We start from the raw sequence: 24,323 nt of genomic DNA on the forward strand, positions 1-24,323 counted from the left end.
CCGACACTCACCGTGAGGTTCACGCATGCCCAGCACCTTCTTCATCCCCGATCCGGAGGGTCAAGTCCCCTCCGCCGAGGGCTACTTCGGCGCCTTCGGGGGCAAGTTCATCCCCGAGGCCCTGGTCGCGGCGGTCGACGAGGTCGCCGTCGAGTACGACAAGGCCAAGTCCGACCCGGAGTTCGCCCGCGAGCTGGACGACCTCCTCGTCCACTACACGGGCCGTCCGTCCTCCCTCACCGAGGTTCCCCGTTTCGCGGAGCACGCCGGCGGAGCCAGGATCTTCCTCAAGCGCGAGGACCTGAACCACACCGGCTCGCACAAGATCAACAACGTGCTCGGCCAGGCCCTGCTCACCAAGCGCATGGGCAAGACCCGCGTCATCGCCGAGACCGGCGCCGGCCAGCACGGCGTGGCGACGGCCACCGCCTGCGCCCTCTTCGGCCTCGACTGCACCATCTACATGGGCGAGATCGACACGCAGCGCCAGGCGCTCAACGTCGCCCGGATGCGGATGCTCGGCGCCGAGGTCATCGCCGTGAAGTCCGGCAGCCGCACCCTGAAGGACGCCATCAACGAGGCCTTCCGGGACTGGGTCGCCAACGTCGACCGCACCCACTACCTGTTCGGCACCGTCGCCGGCCCCCACCCCTTCCCGGCGATGGTCCGCGACTTCCACCGCGTCATCGGCGTCGAGGCCCGCCGCCAGCTCCTCGAGCAGGCCGGACGCCTGCCCGACGCCGCCATCGCCTGCGTCGGCGGCGGCTCCAACGCCATCGGCCTCTTCCACGCCTTCATTCCGGACGCCGACGTCCGCCTGATCGGCTGCGAACCCGCCGGGCACGGCGTCGAGACCGGCGAGCACGCGGCCACCCTGACCGCGGGCGAGCCCGGCATCCTGCACGGCTCCCGGTCCTACGTCCTCCAGGACGACGAGGGCCAGATCACCGAGCCGTACTCGATCTCGGCGGGCCTGGACTACCCGGGCATCGGCCCCGAGCACGCCTACCTCAAGGACTCCGGCCGCGGCGAGTACCGCGCGGTCACCGACGACGCCGCCATGCAGGCACTGCGCCTGCTGTCGCGCACCGAGGGCATCATCCCGGCCATCGAGAGCGCCCACGCGCTGGCCGGCGCCCTGGAGGTCGGCAGGGAGCTGGGCGAGGACGGGCTGATCGTGGTCAACCTGTCCGGCCGCGGCGACAAGGACATGGACACCGCCGCCCGCTACTTCGGGCTGTACGACACCGACGCCGAGGTCGCGGCCGACGAGACCGGCGCCGCGGAGATCGAGGGGGACGCCAAGTGAGCGGGAACGTGCAGCTGCTGACCGACACCCTCGCGGCGGCCAGGTCCGAGGACCGCGCCGCCCTGATCGCCTACCTGCCGGCCGGGTTCCCGACCGTGGACGGCGGCATCGAGGCGGTCAAGGCCGCCCTCGACGGCGGCGCCGACGTCGTCGAGGTGGGCCTGCCGCACAGCGACCCGGTGCTCGACGGCCCGGTCATCCAGACCGCCGACGACATCGCCCTGCGCGGCGGCGTGCGGATCGCCGACGTGATGCGCACGGTCCGCGAGGCGCACGAGGCCACCGGCAAGCCGATCCTCGTCATGACGTACTGGAACCCCATCGACCGCTACGGCGTGGAGCGCTTCACCGCCGAGCTGGCCGAGGCGGGCGGCGCCGGGTGCATCCTGCCCGACCTGCCCGTCCAGGAGTCGGCGCTGTGGCGGGAGCACGCGGACAAGCACGGGCTCGCCACGGTCTTCGTGGTCGCGCCCAGCAGCAAGGACGCGCGCCTCGCCGAGATCACCGCGGCCGGCAGCGGCTTCGTCTACGCCGCCTCCCTCATGGGCGTCACCGGCACCCGCGAGTCGGTCGGCGCCCAGGCCGAGGACCTGGTGCGGCGCACCCGCGCCACCACCGGCACCCCGGTCTGCGTCGGCCTCGGCGTCTCCAACGCCGCCCAGGCCGCCGAGGTCGCCCGCTTCGCCGACGGCGTGATCGTCGGCTCGGCGTTCGTGAAGCGGATGCTGGACGCGCCCGACGACGCGGCCGGCCTGGAGGGCGTCCGCGCGCTCGCCGCCGACCTGGCGAAGGGCGTGCGCGGACAGGCGTGACCTCCGGCGCCTGACGGACGAGCACAGCACAGGGGTCCCTCGTACGAGTGGACCTGGGACCGGGGAGGCGCGCTGCGCCTCCCCGGTTCGTTCTGCGGGGTGTGAGCGAGAAGAACCGACAGGGAAAGCGCGGCGCCCGCGAGAAGCTGGCGGCCGAGCGCGAGAAGCAGAAGTCCAGGGACAAGCGCCGCCGTGCGCTGATCGTCGGCGCGAGCGTGGTCTGCGTCCTGGGCCTCGCGGCGGTGATCGGCGTGGTCGCGGCGAACGCGGGCAAGGACGACGGCAGCGAGTCGGCCGGTCCGATCGTGGTGCCGTCGGGCGCGCAGGGCAAGGACGGACTCGCGATCCCCGTCGGCGAGGAGAGCGCCAAGTCGACGCTCACCGTCTGGGAGGACTTCCGCTGCCCGGCCTGCAAGGCCTTCGAGCTGGCGTACCGGAACACCATCCACGAGCTGACCGCCGCGGGACAGCTCAAGGTCGAGTACCACCTGGCCACGATCATCGACGGCAACATGGGCGGCACCGGCTCCCGCAAGGCGGCCAACGCCGCGGCCTGCGCCCAGGACGCCGGGAAGTTCCCCCCGTACCACGACGTGCTGTACGACAACCAGCCGCCGGAGACCGACGACGCCTTCGCCGACGAGGACAAGCTCCTCGACCTGGCGGGCAAGGTCGACGGCCTCGACACCACCCTCTTCCAGGAGTGCGTGCGCGGCGGCAAGCACAACAGCTGGGTGGAGAAGTCCAACAAGGCCTTCCAGAACGGCGGTTTCAGCGGCACCCCGACCGTCCTGCTGAACGGGAGGAACATCTACCAGGACCGCTCCATGACCCCGGCCAAGCTGAAGCAGATGGTGGAGGACGCCGACAAGTAGCGCGCCCGCTCGTTACGGACCCGTAGCCGGGCTGCCCGCCGCGCGTCCCGTCCGACACGGTAGCGTCGACCCTGCCATGGAACTTGCCTTCATTCCCAGCCCGTCGCGCGGGGTGCTGTACCTCGGTCCCGTCCCGCTGCGCGGCTACGCGTTCTGCATCATCATCGGCGTCTTCGTTGCCGTCTGGCTCGGCAACAAGCGCTGGATCGCCCGGGGCGGGCGGCCGGGCACGGTGGCCGACATCGCGGTCTGGGCCGTTCCCTTCGGCCTGATCGGCGGACGCCTCTACCACGTGATCACGGACTACCAGCTGTACTTCAGCGAGGGCCGTGACTGGGTGGACGCCTTCAAGGTCTGGGAGGGCGGACTCGGCATCTGGGGCGCGATCGCGTTCGGTGCGGTGGGCGCCTGGATCGGGGCCCGCCGCCGGGGCGTCCCGATGCCCGCCTACGCGGACGCCGTCGCCCCCGGCATCGCCCTCGCCCAGGCCGTCGGCCGCTGGGGCAACTGGTTCAACCAGGAGCTGTACGGCAAGGCGACCGACCTGCCGTGGGCCGTGGAGATCACCTCGACCGCCGACGGCCGGCTGCCGGGCACCTACCACCCGACGTTCCTGTACGAGTCGCTGTGGTGCATCGGCGTCGCGCTGCTCGTCATCTGGGCCGACCGGCGCTTCAGGCTCGGGCACGGACGGGCGTTCGCCCTGTACGTGGCGGCGTACTGCGCGGGCCGCTTCTGGATCGAGTACATGCGCGTCGACGACGCCCACCACATCCTCGGTCTGCGCCTGAACAACTGGACCGCGCTCGTCGTCTTCCTGCTCGCCGTGCTGTACATCGTGCTCTCGGCCCGGAAGCGGCCGGGCCGGGAAGCCGTGGTGGAGCCGGGCGCCCGGACCGCCGACGGCGAGGCCGGGGCCGAAGGGGAGAAGGACGCGGAGACGGACGCGGAGGCCGCCACCGCGGACAGCGCGACCGACGACGCGGACACCGGCAAGAGGGAAACGAAGACGGACGCCGGCAGCGGCGTGAAGGCCGACGCCGACAGCGGTGCGAAGACGGACGCCCCCGAGGCGTCCGAGACGCCCGAGGCGGCGGCGGAAGCGTCCGGGACCTCCGGGACCTCCGCGGCTCCACGGGGCGAGGACGGGGACGACGCGGTGGAGGCCGAGAGCGTGAAGAACGGGGCCGACTCCGCCAAGAAGGGCTGATCCGGCCCGCCGCACGCACACGCCGCCGAGGGCGCCCGGGACCGACCGGGCGCCCTCGGCGTATCCCGGGGCGGGGCTCAGGACAGGACGGGCCGCCGGGCCAGGGACAGGGTGCGCCGGGCGGTCGCCACCACCGCCGCGTCGATGAACCGGCCGTCCGGCAGCGCCTGGGCGCCCGGCTGGACCGAGGCCGCCTTGACGATCGTCTCCGCCTCCTCCAGCTCCCGCTCCGTGGGCAGGTAGGCCCGCTCGATGATCGGCAGCTGGCGGGGGTGGATCGCGGCCCGCCCGAGGAATCCCAGGGCACGGCCGTGCGCGCAGGACGCCGCGAGGCCCTCCAGGTCCCGGGTGTCCGGGTGCACCGTCTGGGACGGCGGCGCCAGGCCCGCCGCCCGCGCGGCCACCACCACCCGCGAGCGCGACCAGTCAAGGCCGGTGTCCCCGCGCACGCCCAGGTCGGCCCGGAGATCCGCCTCGCCGAGGGCGATGCCGCGCAGCACCGGATGGGCGGTGGCGATCCGGTACGCCCGCTCCACCCCGAGGGCCGTCTCCAGCAACGCGTACAGCGGTGGACCGGCGGTGCCCGCGGCGACCTCGGTGACCTGCTCCGGCGACGTGACCTTGGGCAGCCGCAGCCCGGACAGCCCCGGCAGCGCGGCCAGCGCCGCCAGGTCACCGGCGGCGAGCGGACCGTCGAGGGCGTTGACGCGGACGTGCACCGGCACCGGCTGCGGCTCGGCCAGCAGCTCGGCCGTGGCGTCCCGGGCGTACTCCTTGCGGTCGACGGCGACCGCGTCCTCCAGGTCGACCACCACCACGTCGGCACCGGCGGCCAGCGCCTTGGCCACCACCCGCGGCCGGTCCCCGGGTGCGTACAGCCAGGTCAGCGGGGGTGCGGTCATACGACGCCCTCCTCACGCAGCTCCTTCACGTCCGCCGGAGTGAGCCCCAGCCCGGTCAGCACCTCCTCGGTGTCGGCGCCGTGCGGGCGGCCCGCCCAGCGGATGGCGCCCGGGGTGGCGGAGAGCCGGAAGAGCACGTTCTGCATGCGCAGCGGGCCCAGCTCCGGATCGTCGACCGTGGTGACCGTGTCGAGCGCCTGGTACTGCGGGTCGCTCATCACGTCCCGCACGTCCTGGACCGGCGCGACCGCCGCCTCCGCCTTCTCGAACGCGGCGAGCACGTCGGCGCGGCCGTGCCGGGCGATCCAGTCGCCGACCGCCGCGTCCAGTACGTCGGCGTGCCGGGCCCGGTCGGCGCCCGTCGCGAACCAGGGCTCGTCGATCAGCTCCGGCCGGCCCACCAGCCGCATCACCCGCTCGGCGACCGACTGCGCCGAGGTGGAGACGGCCACCCAGGTGCCGTCGGCGGTGCGGTAGGTGTTGCGCGGGGCGTTGTTCTGCGAGCGGTTGCCGGTGCGGGGCTGGACGTGGCCGAGCTGGTCGTACCAGAGGGGCTGCGGGCCCAGCACGGTGAGGATCGGCTCGATGATCGCCATGTCGACGACCTGGCCCTCGCCGGTGCGCTCCCGCGCCGCGAGCGCGGTCATCACGGCGTACGCCGTCGCCAGCGCCGCGATCGAGTCGGCGAGGCCGAACGGTGGCAGCGTCGGGGGCGTGTCCGGCTCGCCGGTCATCGCGGCGAAGCCGCTCATGGCCTCGGCGAGGGTGCCGAAGCCGGGACGGCGGGCGTACGGGCCGAACTGGCCGAAGCCGGTGACCCGGGTGAGGACCAGGCGCGGGTTGACGGCGGACAGCTCGTCCCAGCCCAGGTCCCACTTCTCCAGGGTGCCCGGCCGGAAGTTCTCGACGACGACGTCCGCGGTGGCCGCGAGGCGGAGCAGGGTGGCGCGCCCGGCGGGTTTCGACAGGTCCAGGGTGATCGTGTGCTTGTTGCGGCCGAGCAGCTTCCACCACAGGCCGATCCCGTCCTTCGACGGGCCGTGCCCGCGGGACGGGTCCGGCCGGGTGGGGTGCTCGACCTTGATCACTTCGGCGCCGAAGTCGCCCAGCATGGTGGCGGCCAGCGGTCCCGCGAAGAGGGTGGCGAGGTCGAGGACGCGCAGGCCGGTGAGCGGGGCGGCGGGGGCAGGGGGCACAGAGGTCACGTCGGGCTCGGGCATGGGCGGGTGGCCTCCCGGTGGGTGAGGTGGGCGAGGGCGTCGAAGCCGGTGCCGTCGAAGTCGCCGACGGAGGTGGCCAGGCGGTTCTTCAGCGGGGCCGTCCAGTGCCCGGGCAGCGCGGCGGGGGAGCCGGCGAGCAGCCCGGCGACACCGCCGACGGTGGCGCCGTTGGAGTCGGTGTCCCAGCCGCCCGACACGGCACGGGAGACCGAACCGGTGAAGTCGCCGTCCGCGTGGGTGAGCGCGGCGGCGATCAGGGCGGTGTTGGGTACGGCGTGCACCCAGTGGTGGGCGGGGGAGTGGACGGCGTGCAGCTCGTCCACGACCGTGTCGAAGTCGTCGTGCGCGGATGCCAGTCGCACCGCGTGCCGGACCGCCCGGGCCAGCCGGGAGCCGGGCGGGACGACCGCGAGTCCGGTGCGCAGGCAGGCGTGCACGTCGTGCCGGCCGCCGGCGGCGGTGGCGATGACGGCCGCCGCGAACATCGCCGCGTGCACACCGGCCGAGGTGTGGGTGAGCGTCGCGTCGCGGTGTGCCTGCTCGGCGGCGGTGCCGGGGTCGCCCGGACGGGTCCAGCCGTGCACGTCGGCGCGGATCAGGGCGCCGATCCACTCGCGGAAGGGGTTGCGGTGGCGGGCGGTGCGCGGGGGTTCGACGCCGCTGAGGAGGTTGCGCAGGGCGACGCGCTCGGCGGTGAAGGTGCGGCCGGGCGGGAGTTCGTCGAGCCAGACGCGGGCCACGTCCGCGGTGGTGAAGGCCCTGCCGTGGCGCTGGAGGAGCAGGAGGCCCAGCAGGGGGTAGTTCAGGTCGTCGTCCTCCGGCATGCCGTCGATGTTCTCGGCGAGCGAGGTGGGCCCGGAGCGGCGGTTCCACGGGTACGCGGCGAGCAGCTCGCCGGGGACGCCCCGGGCGGTGAAGTACCCGGTCGGCGGCCAGTTACCGGCCGCGCGGCCGAGCAGCCGGATGCCGGTCAGCGGCAGCTTCTCGACGGGTTTGCCCAGCAGGCACCCGACGGCCCGGCCGAGCCAGGCCGCCTCCAGCCGGGCCGGGGACACCCGGGCGCCGGGCAGCGGCGCGGGCCAGTCGGGGCACAGCGCCCTGATCCGGCCCAGGTCCGTCGGCTCGGCGTCCGCCGACGGGTCCGGCAGGAGGGCCAGCTCGTCCAGGAGGTCTTCGGCCAGCCGGCGCAGGGCCGGAGCGGCGGGCCGGACGGAGGCACCCGCCCGGGGCGGGGCCTCACTGCCGCCCGCCGCCCGCCAGCGGGCCGCGACCGCCGACGCGTCCCGGCCGTCCAGCCGCGCCTGGCGCAGCTCGTGGCCGATCAGGTCCTCGGGCTGCACCCAGGTCAGCCGGAGCATCCCGCGCCCCCGATCGCGGCGAAGGCCTCCTCGTGGGCGCGGCGGCGCCGTACGTCGCGGGCGAAGACCTCCCGGGCGACCCCGGTGAGCGTCGTCGCCGGTTCCCACAGGTCCAGGCGGCTCGCCTCCGCGACGGTCTTGGCCCAGTCCTCCGGGGCCGGCGAGCCCAGCGCCCCGGCCAGCGCGCCCGCCATCGTGGCGATGGAGTCGCAGTCGCGGCCGTAGTTGACCGAGCCGAGCACCGCGTGCCGGAAGTCGCCGCCGGCGACGAGCAGCATGCCGAGGGCGACGGGCAGTTCCTCGATCGCGTGCAGGCGAGAGGGGCGGCGGGCGCCCAGCGAGGGCGCGCGGTAGTCGGGGCCCACCGTGTCGTACGGGGTGACCGCCGCGCGCAGCGGGGCGAGCGCCGACTCGAACTCCGAGTGGCGTGCGGCCACGTCGCACACGGCCTCGATCGCAGCCCGGGTGCCGTCCTTGGCCAGGGACAGGCAGGCGGCTACCACCGACTCCGGGGTCGCCCCCGGCACACAGGCCGCGGCCACCGCCGCCGCGAAGACACCGGCCGCCTCCCGGCCGTACGACGACTGGTGCGCTCCGGCGACGTCCAGGGCCTCGGCGTAGGCGGCCTCGGGGTGCGCCGCGTTGACCAGGCCGACCGGGGCCATGTACATCGCGGCACCGCAGTTGACGATGTTGCCGGTGCCGGCCTCGCGCGGGTCCACGTGGCCGTAGTGGAGCCGCGCGACCAGCCACTTCTCGGCCAGGAAGATCCGTTGCAGGGGGAGCGCCTCGGCCTCCAGTTCCGGGATCCAGCGCGGGTGGGTGATCAGGTCCGGGACCAGGTGCTCGGCGACCGCGTACGCGTCGAGGTGGTCGCGGACCGTGCCGTAGACGCGGACCAGGGCGTGGGTCATCAGGGTGTCGTCGGTGACGTGGCCGTCGCCCTTGTGGTACGGGGCGACGGGGCGGGCGGTGCGCCAGGCGTCGCCGTTCCAGGGGCCGACGACGCCGTGGACGCGGCCGCCGTGCCGTTCGAGGATCTGCTCGGGGGAGTAGCCCTCGACGGGGCCGCCGAGCGCGTCGCCGACGGCCGCGCCGACGAGGGCGCCGGTGACGCGCTCGTCGAGGGACACCGAGGGGGCGCCGACCCCCGGGGGTGCGGGAGCCGCCGAGGTGGTGCCGTGGTCCGGGGGCGTGGGAGTCATGGGGTGAGGCCTCGTCCTTCCGGTCGGGACGCTTGGGTGGCGTGCAGGAGACCGGCGAGTTCGACCAGGTCGGTGCCGGTGAGCCGGGGCAGTACGCAGCCGGGCAGCGTGCGGCAGGCGTCCCGCCAGGACGCGGGGAGCGAGGTGCCGCCGCCGAGCGCGCCGGTGAGGGCGCCGGCCAGCGCGGGGGCGGAGTCCGCGACCCGGGACAGGCAGGCCGCCGCCGGGACCGCCTCGGCGACGCGGCCCCGGGCGGCGGTGGTCAGCGCGAGGGCGACCGGAACCGTCTCGGCGGCGGCGATGCCGTAGCTGTAGACGTGGTCGACGATGCGGTGTTCGAGGAGCGGGACGAGGGCGAAGGTGCTCTCGGCCTCCGCCGCGAGGGCCAGGGCCTGGCGGGTGTTGCGGCCGATCTCCGTCGCCTCCGGCAGTTCGTCGAGCGCGGCGCTCACGCAGGTGTCCACGCCGGCGCCGTCGAGGGCGCGGGCCAGTGCCGCCGCCATGGCCCGGGCGCCGTGCACACCGTCGCCGTCCTGGGTGTAGCGGGCGTCGAACTCGGCGAGGTCGGCGGCGGGGCGCGGGGCGCCGGGGTGGGCCACGGCGAGGACGCAGGCCCGTACGCAGGCGGCGTCGTCGAAGTAGTGCGGGTTGTCGTGGCCGGTGGCGGGCGGACGCAGGCCGGTGGCGAGGTTGCCGAGCCCGGCCCGTACCGAGATGCGGGCGCGCAGCGGCAGGACCGCCGACTCGACCTCGGGGGCGCGGTCGGCCGCGGCGGCGACCTCGCTGGCGACGGCGTTCCACGTCAGGTCGATCGCGGCCCGCATCCGGCGGTCCCGGCTCAGGTCCCCGAGCAGGCTGTCGTCCCCGGCCCGCAGGACCGCCTCCGCCGCGAACGCCGCCCACTCGGCGTCGTCCGAGGGGCCGAGGCGCAGCGGTTCCGGCGGCTGGTTCAGGGCGATGGGGACCGGGAGGGTGGTGGTCGCGTTCTGCTCGGCGAAGGTGTCCAGCTCGCGGGTGAGGCGGCGGGTCCACTCCGGCATCCGCGCGGCCCGGTGCCGGGCGGCGGGCCAGCCGGCGGCGTCCCCCGCGGCGAGCCCGAGCAGGAGCCCCTCGATGCGGTCCAGCAGCGGCACCGCACGGGACGCCGCCGCCCCCGGCCCGGCCCCCGGCCGTTGCCCGCTCCCGCCCGGCGGGTCCGCCCCCGGCCCTCCGGGCCCCTCGACGTACGCCGTGACGCCCGTCGCCCCGACCCCGGCACGCGCCGCGCTCACGGCCCCACCTCCGCGGAGGCGGGGGCGCCCGGGGCGGTGTCGTGGCCGGGCCGGGGAGGGGCGGCGGCGGGGGTGGCGCCGCCGGGGGGTCGGGGCGGGGCCGCGTCCGGGTGCTGGGCTGTCGCCGCGTTCGGTCCTGGGGCGGGGGGAGTGGTCTCGGGGCGGAACCGGGGGGTGGTGGGGGCGGTGCGGTGGGGTGGTCCGCCCGATGCCGGACCGGGGGCTGTGTCGAGGTGCTGGCTCACCGCCGCGTGGGTCTCCGGGGCCGGGGCATGCGGGTCGGGGCCGACCGGGGGAGGGGCCGGGGTGGTGCCGTCACGGCGTCCGCCCGGCGTCGGGTGCGGGGGCGTGCCCGGGTGCGCCGTGGCCGTGACGGGGGCCAGGGGGAGGAGACGGGGGTCGGAGTCGGGCGGAGGAGGACCGGGGGCCAGGGGGAGGGTGCCGGTTGCGGGGGCGGGCGGGACGCCGGTGGGGGACGTGTCGCCGGGTGGTTGGGGCGGGGCCGGGTGGTGGGTTCCGTCCGGGTGGCGCGGTGGCGTCGCGGCGGCGTCCGGGGCGGGGAGACCGGCTCCGGGCGCGTGCGCGTGTCCCGCGGCCGGGCGAGCCTCCCGTGCCGCCCGGGTCAGCAGGTCCGCCACCTCCAGCACGTGATGCCCGGCCATCGTCGGCAGGCAGGTGCCGCGGGCCGGGCCGATGGCGGCCGCCCAGTCGGCCGGGATGGCGTGGACGCCGCAGGTCGCACCGGCCAGGGCGCCGGCCACGGCGGCCGTGGTGTCGGCGTCGCGGCCCATGTTGACGGCCGTCAGCACGGCGTCCGTGAAGTCGCCGTCGGCCGCCGCGTACGCCCCGAAGGCGAGGGCGACGGCCTCGGGGGCCAGGTCGGTCCACGGGTAGCCGCCGATGACCACCGCCGAGCGCACCGCGCGTTCGCCGCGGTGGGCCGCCGTCATCGCGCGGCGCAGACAGCGCGCCGTCCAGGAGTCGTCCGGGACGACGGCCAGGGCGGAGGCCACCACCGCGACGGTGGACGCCCCGGCCATGGCCGCCGCGACGCCCGCCGCCACCGCCTGGCCGCCGTAGATGCCCTCGCCCTCGTGACTGACCGAGCCGTCGATCGCCGCCAGCCGGGCGGCCTCCGCGGGCCGTCCGGCCGCGAACACGCCGTGCGGCGCCGCGCGCATGGCGAGCCCGTCGCTCCAGGCGTGCCGGTGCTGGGCGGAGATCGGGGCGGCCAGGCCCCGGCGCAGGTTCTCCAGGGTGCCGCGCTCGCTGAAGCCCGCGCCGCGGAAGGGGCCCTCCTCCCGGTCCGCGATCCACTCGTGCCAGGCCGCCCCCACGTGGGAGGGGGTGAGCGCGGCGCCGTGGCGGGCCAGCAGCAGACCGGAGAAGATCGCGTACTCCGTGTCGTCGGTGCCGGCGGGCCGGTCGGCCACGTATCCCGTGATACGGCCCCAGCGTGCTCGGATCTCCGAGGGCTTCATGTTCTCGGCCGGCGCCCCGAGGGCGTCCCCGACGGCCAGTCCCAGCAGCGCGCCCCGGGCGCGGTCGCGAAGTCCGACGGCGCCCTCGGGCGCGGGGGCCGGGGGAATGCAGGCGGTGGATGCCATGCGGCCTCTCCTCTCCCTCGGCTCATCTGTCCCCGGTGCGGTGACCACCGCAGCCGAACCGGGCGCAGCGTCACCCGGTCGACATATGAGCGGACAAGATCACGAATGAGTGCTGGGAGGTAAAACCGCAGGTAAGCCCAGCCTTTCCTTGCTGGCGGGGAGGAAATGATCGGCGTAGATTGGGTGTTGTTAAAAAGTGGAATGGGTCCAAACTAGCTTCCGGGGGAACCCTCATGGCCATCATCGAGACCGAGGCGCCGCTGCACGAGGCGCACCGCGACAACCACACCCACCGCGACGTGAACGGCGGCTGGCTGCGCCCCGCCGTCTTCGGCGCGATGGACGGACTGGTCTCCAACCTCGCCCTGATGACCGGTGTCGCCGGCGGCACCGCGAGCCAGCAGACCGTGGTGATCAGCGGGCTCGCAGGACTGGCCGCCGGTGCCTTCTCCATGGCCGCCGGCGAGTACACCTCCGTCGCCTCCCAGCGCGAGCTGGTCGAGGCCGAGCTGGACGTGGAGCGCCGCGAGCTGCGCAAGCACCCGGCGGACGAGGAGGCCGAGCTGGCCGCGCTCTACGAGGCACGCGGTGTGGAGCCGGAACTCGCCCGCGAGGTGGCGCGCCAGCTCTCCCGTGACCCCGAGCAGGCGCTGGAGATACCCGCCCGCGAAGAGCTGGGTATCGACCCCTCCGACCTGCCGTCCCCGACGGTCGCGGCCGTGTCCTCGTTCGGGTCCTTCGCGCTGGGCGCCCTGCTGCCCGTCTTGCCGTTCCTGCTCGGCGCCAGTGCGCTGTGGCCCGCGGTGCTGCTCGCGCTGGCCGGTCTGTTCCTGTGCGGCGCGGTGGTCGCCAAGGTCACGGCCCGCAGCTGGTGGTACAGCGGCCTGCGGCAGCTCGCCCTCGGTGGCGCGGCGGCCGGTGTGACGTATCTCCTGGGCAGCCTGTTCGGAACGGCCGTAGGATAGCCCGGCTCGAACTTATGCGACGGGCCGCATAAGTAACCGTTACTCGCTGGTTTCGAGCGCGTAATCTCCGGGCATGAGCCGTAAGCGCTGTGGGCAATGAGGCCTGCCGCGCACTCGCGAAGAGGGCGACGTCGCCCCCTCCGTGCCCCCGGACCGCGCGGACACCGATCTGTCCGCCCCGGTCTCCACAGCTTTCACCGCGAGCACGGCACCACCGTCGCAACCCCAGGTGTCCGCATGGTGGAACGGATTGTCCCGTTTACCGAGAACCGATCCATCATGTAACCTGCACCAAATTTTGCACCCCACCGCAGAGGGCCAACGTCGTCCCTCGGCACTTGCTCCCCCAGAGCCTTGAAGGCCTGGGAGGTGCCCCCAGCCAAATGACGACGACGGGAGAGCCGATGCGTACGCCGCGCCAGCCGTCCCAGCACTCCGCGAATGGCCAGAACTGGTCCTTCATGGATGCTCGCCCTGCCGCGCAGGGTATGTACGACCCCCGCAACGAACACGACGCGTGCGGCGTCGGTTTCGTCGCCACCCTCACCGGCGAGGCGTCCCACACCCTGGTCGACCAGGCGCTCACCGTGCTGCGCAACCTGGAGCACCGCGGCGCCACCGGCTCCGAGCCCGACTCCGGCGACGGCGCGGGCATCCTCTCCCAGGTCCCCGACGCCTTCTTCCGCGAGGTGGCCGGATTCGAGCTGCCCGAAGCCGGGTCGTACGCCGTCGGCATCGCCTTCCTGCCGGTCCACGGCACCGAGGACGCGGTCTCCCGCATCGAGGCCATCGCCGGCGAGGAGGGCCTCACCGTCCTCGGCTGGCGCGAGGTCCCGGTCGCCCCGCAGATGCTCGGCGCCACCGCCCGCTCGACCATGCCGGTCTTCCGCCAGATCTTCGTGGCCGACGGGGCTTCGCAGGGCATCGCCCTGGACCGCCACGCTTTCGCGCTGCGCAAGCGCGCCGAGCGCGAGGCCGGTGTCTACTTCCCGTCGCTGTCCGCGCGGACCATCGTCTACAAGGGCATGCTGACCACCGGCCAGCTGGAGCCGTTCTTCCCGGACCTGTCCGACCGCCGCTTCGCCTCCGCGATCGCGCTCGTGCACTCCCGGTTCTCCACCAACACCTTCCCGAGCTGGCCGCTCGCCCACCCGTACCGCTTCGTCGCCCACAACGGCGAGATCAACACGGTCAAGGGCAACCGCAACTGGATGCGCGCCCGCGAGTCCCAGCTCGCCTCGGACCAGTTCGGCTCGTCCCCGGACCTGGAGCGGATCTTCCCGATCTGTACGCCGGACGCCTCGGACTCCGCCTCCTTCGACGAGGTCCTGGAGCTGCTCCACCTCGGCGGGCGGTCGCTGCCGCACTCCGTGCTGATGATGATCCCGGAGGCCTGGGAGAACCACGCCTCCATGGACGCGGACCGGCGCGCCTTCTACCAGTACCACTCCACGATGATGGAGCCCTGGGACGGCCCCGCCTGCGTCACCTTCACCGACGGCACCCAGGTCGGCGCCGTGCTCGACCGCAACGGTCTGCGCCCCGGCCGCTACTGGGTCACCGACGACGGCCTCGTCGTCCTCGGCTCCGAGGTCGGCGTCCTCGACATCGACCCCGCCAAGGTCGTCCGCAAGGGCCGCCTCCAGCCCGGCCGCATGTTCCTCGTGGACACCGCCGAGCACCGCATCATCGAGGACGACGAGATCAAGGCCCAGCTCGCCGCCGAGCAGCCCTACGCCGAGTGGATGGAAGCCGGCGAGATCGAGCTGTCCGACCTGCCCGAGCGCGAGCACATCGTGCACACCCACGCCTCGGTCACCCGCCGCCAGCAGACCTTCGGCTACACCGAGGAGGAGCTGCGCGTCATCCTCGCGCCGATGGCCAAGGCCGGCGCCGAGCCGATCGGCTCCATGGGCACCGACTCGCCCATCGCCGCGCTCTCCGACCGCCCCCGGCTGCTCTTCGACTACTTCACCCAGCTCTTCGCCCAGGTCACCAACCCGCCGCTGGACGCCATCCGCGAGGAACTGGTCACCTCCCTGCGCTCCTCGCTCGGCCCCCAGGGCAACCTGCTCGACCCGACGGCCGCCTCGTGCCGCAGCGTCCTGCTGCCCTTCCCGGTCATCGACAACGACGAGCTGGCCAAGCTCATCCACATCAACGCCGACGGCGACATGCCCGGCTTCAAGGCCGCGACCCTCTCCGGGCTCTACCGGGTGCACGGCGGCGGCGACGCGCTGGCCGCCCGGATAGAGGAGATCTGCGCCGAGGCCGACGCCGCCATCGAGAACGGCGCCCGGCTCATCGTCCTGTCCGACCGCCACTCGGACGCCGAGCACGCCCCGATCCCCTCGCTGCTGCTCACCGCCGCCGTCCACCACCACCTCATCCGCACCAAGCAGCGCACCGAGGTGGGCCTGCTGGTCGAGGCCGGCGACGTCCGCGAGGTCCACCACGTCGCCCTGCTCATCGGCTTCGGCGCCGCCGCGGTCAACCCGTACCTCGCGATGGAGTCCGTCGAGGACCTGGTCCGCGCGGGCACCTTCCTGCCCGGCGCGGAGCCCGAGCAGGCCATCCGCAACCTGATCTACGCCCTCGGCAAGGGCGTCCTCAAGGTCATGTCCAAGATGGGCATCTCCACCGTCGCCTCCTACCGCGGCGCCCAGGTCTTCGAGGCCGTCGGCCTGGACGAGGCCTTCGTCGCCAAGTACTTCAACGGCACCGCCACCAAGATCGGCGGCGTCGGCATCGACGTCGTCGCCCAGGAGGTCGCCGCCCGCCACGCCAAGGCGTACCCGGCCAGCGGCATCGCGCCGGCCCACCGCGCCCTGGACATCGGCGGCGAGTACCAGTGGCGCCGCGAGGGCGAGCCGCACCTGTTCGACCCGGAGACGGTCTTCCGCCTCCAGCACTCCACGCGCTCCGGCACGTACGACATCTTCAAGAAGTACACCGAGCGGGTGAACGAGCAGTCCGAGCGGCTGATGACGCTGCGCGGCCTGTTCGGCTTCAAGAGCGGCCGGCAGCCGATCTCCCTCGACGAGGTCGAGCCCGTCTCCGAGATCGTCAAGCGCTTCTCCACCGGCGCCATGTCGTACGGCTCCATCTCCCAGGAGGCGCACGAGACCCTCGCCATCGCCATGAACCAGCTGGGCGGCAAGTCCAACACCGGTGAGGGCGGCGAGGACCCGGAGCGCCTGTACGACCCGGCCCGCCGGTCGTCGATCAAGCAGGTGGCCTCCGGCCGCTTCGGCGTCACCAGCGAGTACCTGGTCAACGCCGACGACATCCAGATCAAGATGGCCCAGGGCGCCAAGCCCGGCGAGGGCGGGCAGCTGCCCGGCCACAAGGTGTACCCGTGGGTCGCCAGGACCCGGCACTCCACCCCGGGCGTCGGCCTGATCTCCCCGCCGCCGCACCACGACATCTACTCCATCGAAGACCTGGCCCAGCTGATCCACGACCTGAAGAACGCGAACCCGCAGGCGCGGATTCACGTCAAGCTGGTCTCCGAGGTCGGCGTCGGCACGGTCGCGGCGGGTGTGTCCAAGGCGCACGCGGACGTGGTGCTGATCTCCGGCCACGACGGCGGCACCGGCGCCTCCCCGCTCACGTCGCTCAAGCACGCGGGCGGCCCCTGGGAGCTGGGCCTCGCCGAGACCCAGCAGACCCTGCTGCTCAACGGCCTGCGCGATCGGATCGTCGTGCAGACCGACGGCCAGCTCAAGACCGGCCGCGACGTCGTCATCGCCGCGCTGCTCGGCGCCGAGGAGTTCGGTTTCGCGACCGCGCCGCTCGTCGTCTCCGGCTGCGTCATGATGCGCGTCTGCCACCTGGACACCTGCCCGGTCGGCATCGCCACCCAGAACCCGGTGCTGCGCGAGCGGTTCTCCGGCAAGGCCGAGTACATCGTGAACTTCTTCCGGTTCATCGCCGAAGAGGTCCGCGAGATCCTCGCCGAGCTGGGCTTCCGCTCCATCGAGGAGGCCGTCGGCCACGCCGAGACCCTCGACGTGACCCGGGCCGTCGACCACTGGAAGGCGCAGGGCCTCGACCTGGAGCCGCTGTTCCACGTGCCCGCGCTGGCCGAGGGCGCGGTGCGCCACCAGGCCGTCGCCCAGGACCACGGCCTGGAGAAGGCGCTCGACAACGAGCTGATCAAGCTCGCCTCCGACGCGCTGGCCGCCGAGGACGCCACCCAGGCCGCCCCGGTGCGCGCCCAGGTCGCGATCCGCAACATCAACCGCACGGTCGGCACCATGCTCGGCCACGAGGTCACCAAGAAGTTCGGCGGCGCGGGCCTGCCCGACGACACCGTCGACATCACCTTCACCGGCTCCGCCGGCCAGTCCTTCGGCGCCTTCGTCCCGCGCGGCATCACCCTGCGCCTGGAGGGCGACGCCAACGACTACGTCGGCAAGGGCCTGTCCGGCGGCCGGATCGTGGTCCGCCCCGACCGGGGGGCCGACCACCTCGCCGAGTTCTCCACCATCGCCGGCAACACCATCGGCTACGGCGCCACCGGCGGCGAGATGTTCCTGCGCGGCAAGGTCGGCGAGCGCTTCTGCGTCCGCAACTCCGGCGCGCTGGTCGTCTCCGAGGGCGTCGGCGACCACGGCTGCGAGTACATGACCGGCGGCCACGCCGTCGTCCTCGGCGAGACCGGCCGCAACTTCGCGGCCGGCATGTCCGGCGGCATCGCCTACGTCATCGACCTCGACCCGGACAACGTCAACGTCGGCAACGTCGACGCCGTCCAGGCCCTCGACGACGCCGACAAGGACTGGCTGCACGACGTGGTGCGCCGCCACGCCGAGGAGACCGGCTCCACGGTCGCCGGGAAGCTGCTCGCCGACTGGCCCACCGCCGTGGAGCGCTTCAGCAAGCTCATCCCCAGCACGTACCAGGCAGTGCTCGCCGCCAAGGACGCCGCCGAGCGAGCCGGTCTCTCCGAGACCGAGACCACCGAGAAGATGATGGAGGCGGCGACCAATGGCTGATCCCAAGGGCTTTCTGAACCACGGACGCGAGGTCGCCAGGACCCGTCCCGTCGGCGAGCGCGTCAAGGACTGGAACGAGGTCTACGTCCCCGGCTCCCTGCTGCCGATCATCAGCAAGCAGGCCAGCCGCTGCATGGACTGCGGCATCCCGTTCTGCCACAACGGCTGCCCCCTCGGGAACCTGATCCCCGAGTGGAACGACTACGCCTACCGCGAGGACTGGTCGGCGGCGTCCGAGCGCCTGCACGCCACCAACAACTTCCCGGAGTTCACCGGCCGCCTGTGCCCCGCTCCGTGCGAGTCGGCCTGCGTGCTCGGCATCAACCAGCCGCCGGTCACCATCAAGAACGTCGAGGTCTCCATCATCGACAAGGCGTGGGAGACCGGGGACGTCGCCCCGCGCATCCCCGAGCGCCTGTCCGGCAAGACCGTCGCCGTCATCGGCTCGGGCCCGGCCGGCCTCGCCGCCGCCCAGCAGCTCACCCGGGCCGGTCACACCGTCGCCGTCTACGAACGCGCGGACCGCATCGGTGGTCTCCTGCGCTACGGCATCCCCGAGTTCAAGATGGAGAAGCGGCACATCAACCGCCGCATAGAGCAGATGCGCGCGGAGGGCACCCGCTTCCGCACCGGCGTCGAGATCGGCCGCGACCTCAAGGCCGGCGACCTGAAGAAGCGCTACGACGCCGTCGTCATCGCCGCCGGCTCCACCACCGCCCGCGACCTGCCGGTCCCCGGCCGCGAGCTGAACGGCATCCACCAGGCGATGGAGTACCTGCCGCTGGCCAACAAGGTCCAGGAGGGCGACTACGTGGCGCCCCCGATCACGGCCGAGGGCAAGCACGTCGTCGTCATCGGCGGCGGCGACACCGGCGCCGACTGCGTGGGCACCGCCCACCGCCAGGGCGCGGCCTCCGTCACCCAGCTGGAGATCATGCCCCGGCCGGGCGAGGAGCGGGACGCGGTGCGCCAGCCGTGGCCGACCTTCCCCATGCTGTACAAGGTCACCAGCGCCCACGAGGAGGGCGGCGAGCGCGTCTACGCCGTCTCCACCACCCACTTCGAGGGCGACCAGGACGGCAACGTCCAGTGGCTGCACCTGAGCGAGGTCGAGTTCATCGAGGGGAAGCTGACCCCGAAGCCGGGCTCCGAGCGCAAGATCCCGGCCCAGCTGGTCACCCTCGCCATGGGCTTCACCGGCACCGACAAGGAGAACGGTCTCGTCGACCAGTTCGGCCTGGAGCTCGACGAACGCGGTAACATCGCCCGGGACGCCGACTTCCAGACCAACGTGCCGGGAGTGTTCGTCGCCGGTGACGCCGGCCGCGGCCAGTCGCTCATCGTCTGGGCGATCGCCGAGGGCCGCTCGGCGGCACGTGGCGCCGACCGCTTCCTGACCGGGGCCAGCGAACTGCCCGCTCCGATCCGCCCGACCGACCGCGCCCTCGCGGTCTGACGGACGGAACAACCGTCCCGACGGACGGAACAACCGTCCCGACGGACGGAACAACCGTCCCGACGGACGGAACAACCGAAGAACGTCCCGCACAAAGGCGTGCGGAACACTGATGGCGCCTGCCCCGTCCCCGACCGGACCAAGGGCAGGCGCCGTCGCATGCTCAGGGCACCCGGTAGGTGTCCCCGTACATCTGCCACTCCAGCGGCGTCGCCAGCTCCAGGTTCCCGGCCGCGAGGAAGCGGCGCTGGGCCGTGCCGACGCGGGAGGTGTCGACGCCCGGCCGCTTGGCCTCCATGGCCTGCTCGCGCACGTCCAGGAAGGTCTCCAGGTAGGCCTTCTCGGACCCGCCCTGACCCGGCGTCTGCGCCTTGCCCATGGCCCGCTCGCGCAGCCCGTAGAAGCCCTCGGCGTCGGTGTCGGGGCCGTGGAAGACCATCGCGTCGTAGTAGACGAACTGGCCCAGCGTGCCCAGGCCGTCCAGCTTGGCCAGGCGCACCGCCGGTTCGAAGTAGACCCGGTCGCGCTCCTCCTCCTGCGCCTCGCGGAACGCCGGGACCTCCGCCTCCGCCCGCCACGCCGCCGTGAAGCCCGGGTCCAGCCCCTCGTGGGAGTCGCTTCCGTCCACCTCGCGCAGGGCGGGCAGGTAGCCGGCCAGGCCGTTGTCCGGGTGTGCCTCGGTGTAGCGCTCGACCAGGGTGAGCAGGTCGTGGGTGCCGGTGCAGAAGCCGATGATGCCCGCGGTGTACCCGTCGCCGTCCCCGACGTCCTCGATGCTGCCGTAGGCCGTGCGCCACCGCGTGGTCGAGTTCTCCGCGCTGGACACCAACTGCTGGGCCAGCTCCTTCTTCGCGGGCGCGGCCAGCCCCGCCGGCAGGTCGGCGATGAGCGCGTCGTCCGCCTCCCGCTCCTCCTCGGCCCGGTCCTTGGCGTCGTCCCGGGCCGACCGGGCGGTGGCCGGCGCGGACGCGGACGTCGCGGCCGGGTCGTCCGCCGCGTCGGACGAATCCCCCGGCACCACGAAGTACACGCCCGCCGCGATCACGGGCAGGGCCCCGAGGAGCAGCACTCCGGCTCGTTTCACAGGGGGACACCTTTCCTAGGGGGACAGCTCTCACAGCGGGGAGCACTCACAGGGGCACGCTCCCGCCCGTCAGTTCGGACACCTTGACCACCGCCGTCACCGCCAGCAGCACCACCAGCGCGGCGCCCGCCCCGGCCTGCACCACCGTGCGGCGCCCGTCGCGGGGCGCGTACGCGAACGCCACGGCCAGCGCACCGCCGGCCAGCAGGCCGCCGAGATGCCCCTGCCACGACGTGAACCAGGCGGAGACCACCAGCCACAGCAGCAGGAGGAGCATGAGGCGGCCGACCCCCGCCGGGTCGGCGCCGAGCCGGCGGTGCAGCACGTAGTACGCCGCCCCCACCCCGAAGACCGCACCGGACGCGCCGACCGAGACCTGCCCGGGGTCGGTGAGGACCAGTTCCAGGACGGAACCGCCGAGCGCCGACAGCAGGTACAGGACGGCGAACCGGAACCGGCCGAGCATCAGCTCCACCACCCGTCCCAGCTGCCACAGCACGACCATGTTCAGGGTGAGGTGCAGGATCCCGAAGGCGCCCTCGAAGGGCGACTGGTGGAGGAAGGCGCTGGTGAGCATCCGCTCCCACTCGCCCCCGGCGACACCCTCCACGCGTACCGGCCCGAAGGTGAAGAAACCCCCGTCCGCGGGGTACTGGACGCCGTCAGGACCGGTCAGCCGCGAACCGACCATGGCGAACCGGTCCACGATCCCCGGCCGCACCACCTCCGCCAGGTACGCCAGCACGTTCAGCGCGAACAGCACGTACGTCACGACGGGCGTCGCCGACATCCGGCCGCCGGCGATGGTCCGGGCCTGCCTGACCGAACGCGCCCCCTCCTTCACGCACTCCGGGCACTGGTGGCCGACGGCGGCCTCACGCATGCAGTCCGGGCAGATGTACCGCTCGCAGCGGGTGCAGCGGACGTGGCACTCCACCGCGGGATGGCGCCAACAGGTGGGGGTGGGCTCGGAATCCACGGGGCCGGCTCCTCGGGACGGGCGGACGGTGAGCCGGTGGGGACGGCGGCGAACAAAATAACGAATGCCGGTGACCCGGCCGAGCGGCGGGGTGCACCGTGCCGTAACCTCGGCACCCGCACGACGCACGGCAGGGGTGACCGGGGGGAGTCCGCATGGCCGCGATCAGTCTCACCAAGGTGCAGGAGAGCGCACCCGCGCTGGTCGACCTGTACAAGACCGCCGGGGTGTCGCTCACCAAGCACGGCATGGACGGAACACGGGCGGCGGTCTACCTCGTCGTCGACTACTCCGGCTCGATGAAGCCCTACTACAAGGACGGCAGCGTGCAGGCGCTCGCCGACCGCGTACTGAGCCTGTCCGCCCATCTCGACGACGACGGCACCGTGCCCGTGGTGTTCTTCTCCACCGACGTCGACGCCGTCACCGAGATCGCCCTCACCGACCACCAGGGGCGGATCGAGCGGATCGTGTCCGGCCTCGGGCACATGGGGAAGACCAGCTACCACCTGGCCATGGACGCCGTCATCGACCACTACCTGGACAGCGGCTCCCACCACCCCGCCCTCGTCGTCTTCCAGACCGACGGCGGCCCGGTCAACCGCCTCGCCGCCGAGCGGTACCTGTGCAAGGCGGCGCCGCTGCCGCTGTTCTGGCAGTTCGTCGGCTTCGGCGACCCGGGCAGCCGCCAGTTCGACTACCTGCGGGGGCTCGACGAACTCGCGGTGCCCGGCAAACGCGTCGTCGACAACGCCGGGTTCTTCCACGCCGGCCGCGACCCGCGCAAGGTCACCGACGCCGACCTGTACGACCGGCTGGTGGGCGAATTCCCCCAGTGGCTGGCGGCCGCACGCGCCCAGGGCATCGTGCGGCCCGCCTGAGCAGACCCGGACCCGACGGTCAGTGCGTCAGGGAGAAGCCCAGCAGCACACCCGCCGACACCTCCACCGACCCCGGCGCCAGGTCACCGGCCGCACCGCCGAGCGCCCGGCCGTGACCGTGATACTGGACGGTGGACTCGGCGTCCACGTCCTGGATGTGCACCACGGGGCCCAGCCGCACCCCCGCCGCCTCCGCGTACACCTCCGCCTTGCGCCGGGCGGCGGCCACCGCCCGGCGACGCGCCTCGTCCCGCAGCGCCGGCTTGTCGTGCACGTCGAACTCGACCTCGTCGATCCGGTGCGCGCCCGCGTCGACCGCGTCCACGATCAACTGCTGGAGATCGTCCAGCGCCTCCGTCTCGACCGAGTACGACGCCGAACAGCGGTACCCGAGGAACCTCTGCTCGGGCCCGTAGCCGTCGTACTGGGAATTGAGCCTGAGCCGGGAACCCGAGACCGAGGCGTCCGGTATCCCGTGCCCGCGCAACGCCGCACGCAGCCGCGACACCGCCGCCCCCGCCTGCTGGAAGGCCCGCTCCGGCGTCGGCTCCGTCATGTCCACCGCCAGCTTCACCCGCACCAGCTGCGGCGCCGTCCGCACACTGCCCGCACCGAACACACTGAGCCCCCAGGGCTCGCCGATCGTCTGTGTCATGCGCCGTATTGAAACAGCACACCGGCGCCCCCTGCCCCCCCGATCACGTATCGCACTCCAGCACCGTCCGGCACAGCCCGCACCGCGCCCGCACCCGCCCCCGCACCGGCACCCCGATCCGCTGGTGACAGGTCGGACAGTCGAACGTCACCCGCAGCTGCCCCGGCGCCCCGGCCGTGAAGGCGTACGGCACACCGTCCGCCGCCGCGCCCCCGGCCCCCGCGTCCTGCGCGTGCCGGCGGTCCCGCGCGTAACGGCGCCGGCCCGCCCAGCCCGCCGCGGTGAGCGGCGGCTGCTGCCCGTCCCGGCGCGCCCGGGCCAGACCCCTGCCGTACGCCGTGTACGCCTGCGGACTCGTGAACCACACCGACGGATCCTCACCGAACAGCAGCGCCCGCTTGGCCAGCACGTACCCGAACTCCTCCGGCGTCAGGTACCCCAGCTTCTGCGAGGACGCCGCGTCCTCCCGGTAGGCGTCCAGGAGCAGCCAGCCGGCGCCCAGGTACGTCGTCGCCGTGTCGGTGAGGATCTCGTTGGCCCGGGTGCCGGGGAAGGCCAGGTCGAGACGGTGCAGATACACGTGCATGACCTCGTGCGCCAGGGCCGCGCCGATGTCCCGGCGGTGCGTGCGGAAACGGTCGTTCAGCTCGACGAAGTACTCCGGGCCCGCCGTCAGCTCCACGTTCGCCGCGTGCGTCATCTCCCGGAACGAGACGATCATGCGGGCGTCCGGCAGCCGGTAGTGCCGCACCAGCTCGCGCGCCACCCGCTGCGTCCCCAGATACAGGTCGTCCGTGTCGCAGAACGCCACGTCCACCGGCGCCACACTGGCCGAGAACGTCCGGACGGTGTCGTACGACAGCCGCCGGTACAGCGCCGTCACCGCCTCCCGCACCGTCTCCAGGTGCGGGAACCCGTGCTCGACCGGTCCGCCGTTCGCCACGCCCTACCCCCAAGACGCCTGCACCCTGCTCCCTGCCCCCACTGTACGAGCCGCACGGGGACCGCAGCGCGTTCAGCGCCTGAGACGGTCTGCGCCCGGCGGGCCACCGCCCTTAAGGTGTGCGCCCATGACCACCAGCAACACCGGCACCGGTGCCGCCGAACCCGCCGCCCGCGAGGAACTGGCCCGGCTGCGGGACAGCATCGACAACATCGACGCGGCCGTCGTCCACATGCTCGCCGAGCGCTTCAAGTGCACCCAGCGGGTCGGCCACCTCAAGGCCCGCCACCGGCTGCCGCCCGCCGACCCGGCCCGGGAGGCCCAGCAGATCGCCCGGCTCCGCGCCCTCGCCGAAAGCGCCAAGCTCGACCCGGCGTTCGCCGAGAAGTTCCTGAACTTCATCGTCGCCGAGGTGATCCACCACCACGAACGCATCGCGGAGGACAGCGGCGCCGCCACCGCACCCTCCTCCGACTGAACGACTGAGCGCCTGAGCGACTCGGCGACCGGCAGGGACGGCCGCGCCCCCGCCCACGGGGGCGCGGTCCGGGCAGCACGTCGCCGGCCCGGTCAGCGGCCCGACGACCGGCG

18 protein-coding genes and 1 pseudogene are annotated in these 24,323 nt (G+C 73.5%); 9 read left to right on the forward strand and 10 right to left on the reverse strand.

Annotation, left to right across the window (positions count from 1 at the left end; genetic code table 11):
* Positions 1 to 25: 25 nt before the first annotated feature.
* The 4 genes from trpB to lgt all read left to right on the forward strand — a co-directional run bounded on the left by trpB (position 26) and on the right by lgt (position 4,206).
* Positions 26 to 1,309 (forward strand): tryptophan synthase subunit beta, encoded by a 1,284-nt coding sequence (trpB, locus tag ACIBCJ_RS16680; RefSeq protein WP_362514684.1) that lies wholly within the window; start codon positions 26 to 28, stop codon positions 1,307 to 1,309.
* Positions 1,306 to 2,121 carry a tryptophan synthase subunit alpha gene (gene trpA / locus ACIBCJ_RS16685; protein WP_362102251.1) on the forward strand — a complete coding sequence of 272 codons (816 nt, stop codon included), beginning with the start codon at positions 1,306 to 1,308 and terminating at the stop codon, positions 2,119 to 2,121. Before trpB ends, trpA begins: the two co-directional genes overlap by 4 nt.
* A gap of 101 nt (positions 2,122 to 2,222) precedes the next feature.
* Entirely contained in the window at positions 2,223 to 2,996 is a 774-nt protein-coding gene (locus ACIBCJ_RS16690; RefSeq protein WP_362514527.1) for a thioredoxin domain-containing protein, read from the forward strand.
* Positions 2,997 to 3,072: 76 nt separating this feature from the next.
* Positions 3,073 to 4,206, forward strand: a complete 1,134-nt coding sequence (gene lgt / locus ACIBCJ_RS16695) for a prolipoprotein diacylglyceryl transferase (RefSeq protein ID WP_365980187.1) — start codon at positions 3,073 to 3,075, stop codon at positions 4,204 to 4,206.
* A gap of 77 nt (positions 4,207 to 4,283) precedes the next feature.
* Here lgt and ACIBCJ_RS16700 read toward each other — a convergent pair whose 3' ends face one another.
* From ACIBCJ_RS16700 to ACIBCJ_RS16725, 6 genes and pseudogenes are all read right to left on the reverse strand, one after another.
* On the reverse strand, positions 4,284 to 5,108 hold the full coding sequence (locus ACIBCJ_RS16700; protein ID WP_362102259.1) for a CoA ester lyase: 825 nt from the start codon (positions 5,106 to 5,108) through the stop codon (positions 4,284 to 4,286).
* Positions 5,105 to 6,328, reverse strand: coding sequence for a CoA transferase (locus tag ACIBCJ_RS16705; protein ID WP_362102262.1), 1,224 nt, complete (start codon positions 6,326 to 6,328; stop codon positions 5,105 to 5,107). The genes ACIBCJ_RS16700 and ACIBCJ_RS16705 overlap by 4 nt, the downstream gene beginning before the upstream one ends.
* The gene (locus ACIBCJ_RS16710; protein WP_365980188.1) at positions 6,310 to 7,686 is read right to left on the reverse strand and encodes an ADP-ribosylglycohydrolase family protein; all 1,377 of its coding nucleotides are present in this window, start codon (positions 7,684 to 7,686) and stop codon (positions 6,310 to 6,312) included. The genes ACIBCJ_RS16705 and ACIBCJ_RS16710 overlap by 19 nt, the downstream gene beginning before the upstream one ends.
* Entirely contained in the window at positions 7,674 to 8,891 is a 1,218-nt protein-coding gene (locus tag ACIBCJ_RS16715) for an ADP-ribosylglycohydrolase family protein (RefSeq protein ID WP_365980189.1), read from the reverse strand. Before ACIBCJ_RS16715 ends, ACIBCJ_RS16710 begins: the two co-directional genes overlap by 13 nt.
* A complete protein-coding gene (locus ACIBCJ_RS16720) occupies positions 8,888 to 10,162 on the reverse strand; it encodes an ADP-ribosylglycohydrolase family protein (RefSeq protein WP_362506881.1) in 1,275 nt (424 codons plus the stop codon). Before ACIBCJ_RS16720 ends, ACIBCJ_RS16715 begins: the two co-directional genes overlap by 4 nt.
* A 613-nt stretch (positions 10,163 to 10,775) precedes the next feature.
* Positions 10,776 to 11,769 (reverse strand): annotated as a pseudogene (locus ACIBCJ_RS16725) (ADP-ribosylglycohydrolase family protein); the annotation flags it as partial.
* A 233-nt stretch (positions 11,770 to 12,002) separates the two neighbouring features.
* Here ACIBCJ_RS16725 and ACIBCJ_RS16730 point away from each other — a divergent pair.
* The 3 genes from ACIBCJ_RS16730 to ACIBCJ_RS16740 all read left to right on the forward strand — a co-directional run bounded on the left by ACIBCJ_RS16730 (position 12,003) and on the right by ACIBCJ_RS16740 (position 19,190).
* Entirely contained in the window at positions 12,003 to 12,734 is a 732-nt protein-coding gene (locus ACIBCJ_RS16730) for a VIT1/CCC1 transporter family protein (RefSeq protein ID WP_365980191.1), read from the forward strand.
* Positions 12,735 to 13,138: 404 nt separating this feature from the next.
* Complete coding sequence (gene gltB, locus ACIBCJ_RS16735; protein WP_365980304.1) at positions 13,139 to 17,734, forward strand: glutamate synthase large subunit; 4,596 nt, start codon at positions 13,139 to 13,141, stop codon at positions 17,732 to 17,734.
* On the forward strand, positions 17,727 to 19,190 hold the full coding sequence (locus ACIBCJ_RS16740) for a glutamate synthase subunit beta (RefSeq protein ID WP_362102279.1): 1,464 nt from the start codon (positions 17,727 to 17,729) through the stop codon (positions 19,188 to 19,190). Before gltB ends, ACIBCJ_RS16740 begins: the two co-directional genes overlap by 8 nt.
* Positions 19,191 to 19,353: 163 nt before the next feature.
* Here the strand turns inward: ACIBCJ_RS16740 and ACIBCJ_RS16745 are convergent, their stop codons facing one another.
* Both ACIBCJ_RS16745 and ACIBCJ_RS16750 read right to left on the reverse strand, forming a co-directional pair.
* Complete coding sequence (locus ACIBCJ_RS16745) at positions 19,354 to 20,274, reverse strand: chitosanase (RefSeq protein WP_362102282.1); 921 nt, start codon at positions 20,272 to 20,274, stop codon at positions 19,354 to 19,356.
* Positions 20,275 to 20,320: 46 nt separating this feature from the next.
* Positions 20,321 to 21,253, reverse strand: a complete 933-nt coding sequence (locus ACIBCJ_RS16750) for a rhomboid family intramembrane serine protease (protein ID WP_362102285.1) — start codon at positions 21,251 to 21,253, stop codon at positions 20,321 to 20,323.
* Positions 21,254 to 21,408: 155 nt separating this feature from the next.
* Here ACIBCJ_RS16750 and ACIBCJ_RS16755 point away from each other — a divergent pair, with 155 nt between their 5' ends.
* Positions 21,409 to 22,134, forward strand: coding sequence for a VWA domain-containing protein (locus ACIBCJ_RS16755; protein WP_362506863.1), 726 nt, complete (start codon positions 21,409 to 21,411; stop codon positions 22,132 to 22,134).
* A 19-nt stretch (positions 22,135 to 22,153) separates the two neighbouring features.
* Here the strand turns inward: ACIBCJ_RS16755 and ACIBCJ_RS16760 are convergent, their stop codons facing one another.
* Both ACIBCJ_RS16760 and ACIBCJ_RS16765 read right to left on the reverse strand, forming a co-directional pair.
* On the reverse strand, positions 22,154 to 22,789 hold the full coding sequence (locus ACIBCJ_RS16760; protein ID WP_362102290.1) for an SIMPL domain-containing protein: 636 nt from the start codon (positions 22,787 to 22,789) through the stop codon (positions 22,154 to 22,156).
* 43 nt (positions 22,790 to 22,832) lie between these two features.
* A complete protein-coding gene (locus ACIBCJ_RS16765; protein WP_362102293.1) occupies positions 22,833 to 23,732 on the reverse strand; it encodes a hypothetical protein in 900 nt (299 codons plus the stop codon).
* Between the two features lie 127 nt (positions 23,733 to 23,859).
* Here ACIBCJ_RS16765 and ACIBCJ_RS16770 point away from each other — a divergent pair, with 127 nt between their 5' ends.
* Complete coding sequence (locus ACIBCJ_RS16770; protein WP_365980192.1) at positions 23,860 to 24,210, forward strand: chorismate mutase; 351 nt, start codon at positions 23,860 to 23,862, stop codon at positions 24,208 to 24,210.
* Positions 24,211 to 24,323: the final 113 nt, after the last annotated feature.

Origin of the sequence: Streptomyces sp. NPDC051136, from assembly GCF_044455745.1 — a bacterium.
GTDB lineage: Bacteria > Actinomycetota > Actinomycetes > Streptomycetales > Streptomycetaceae > Streptomyces.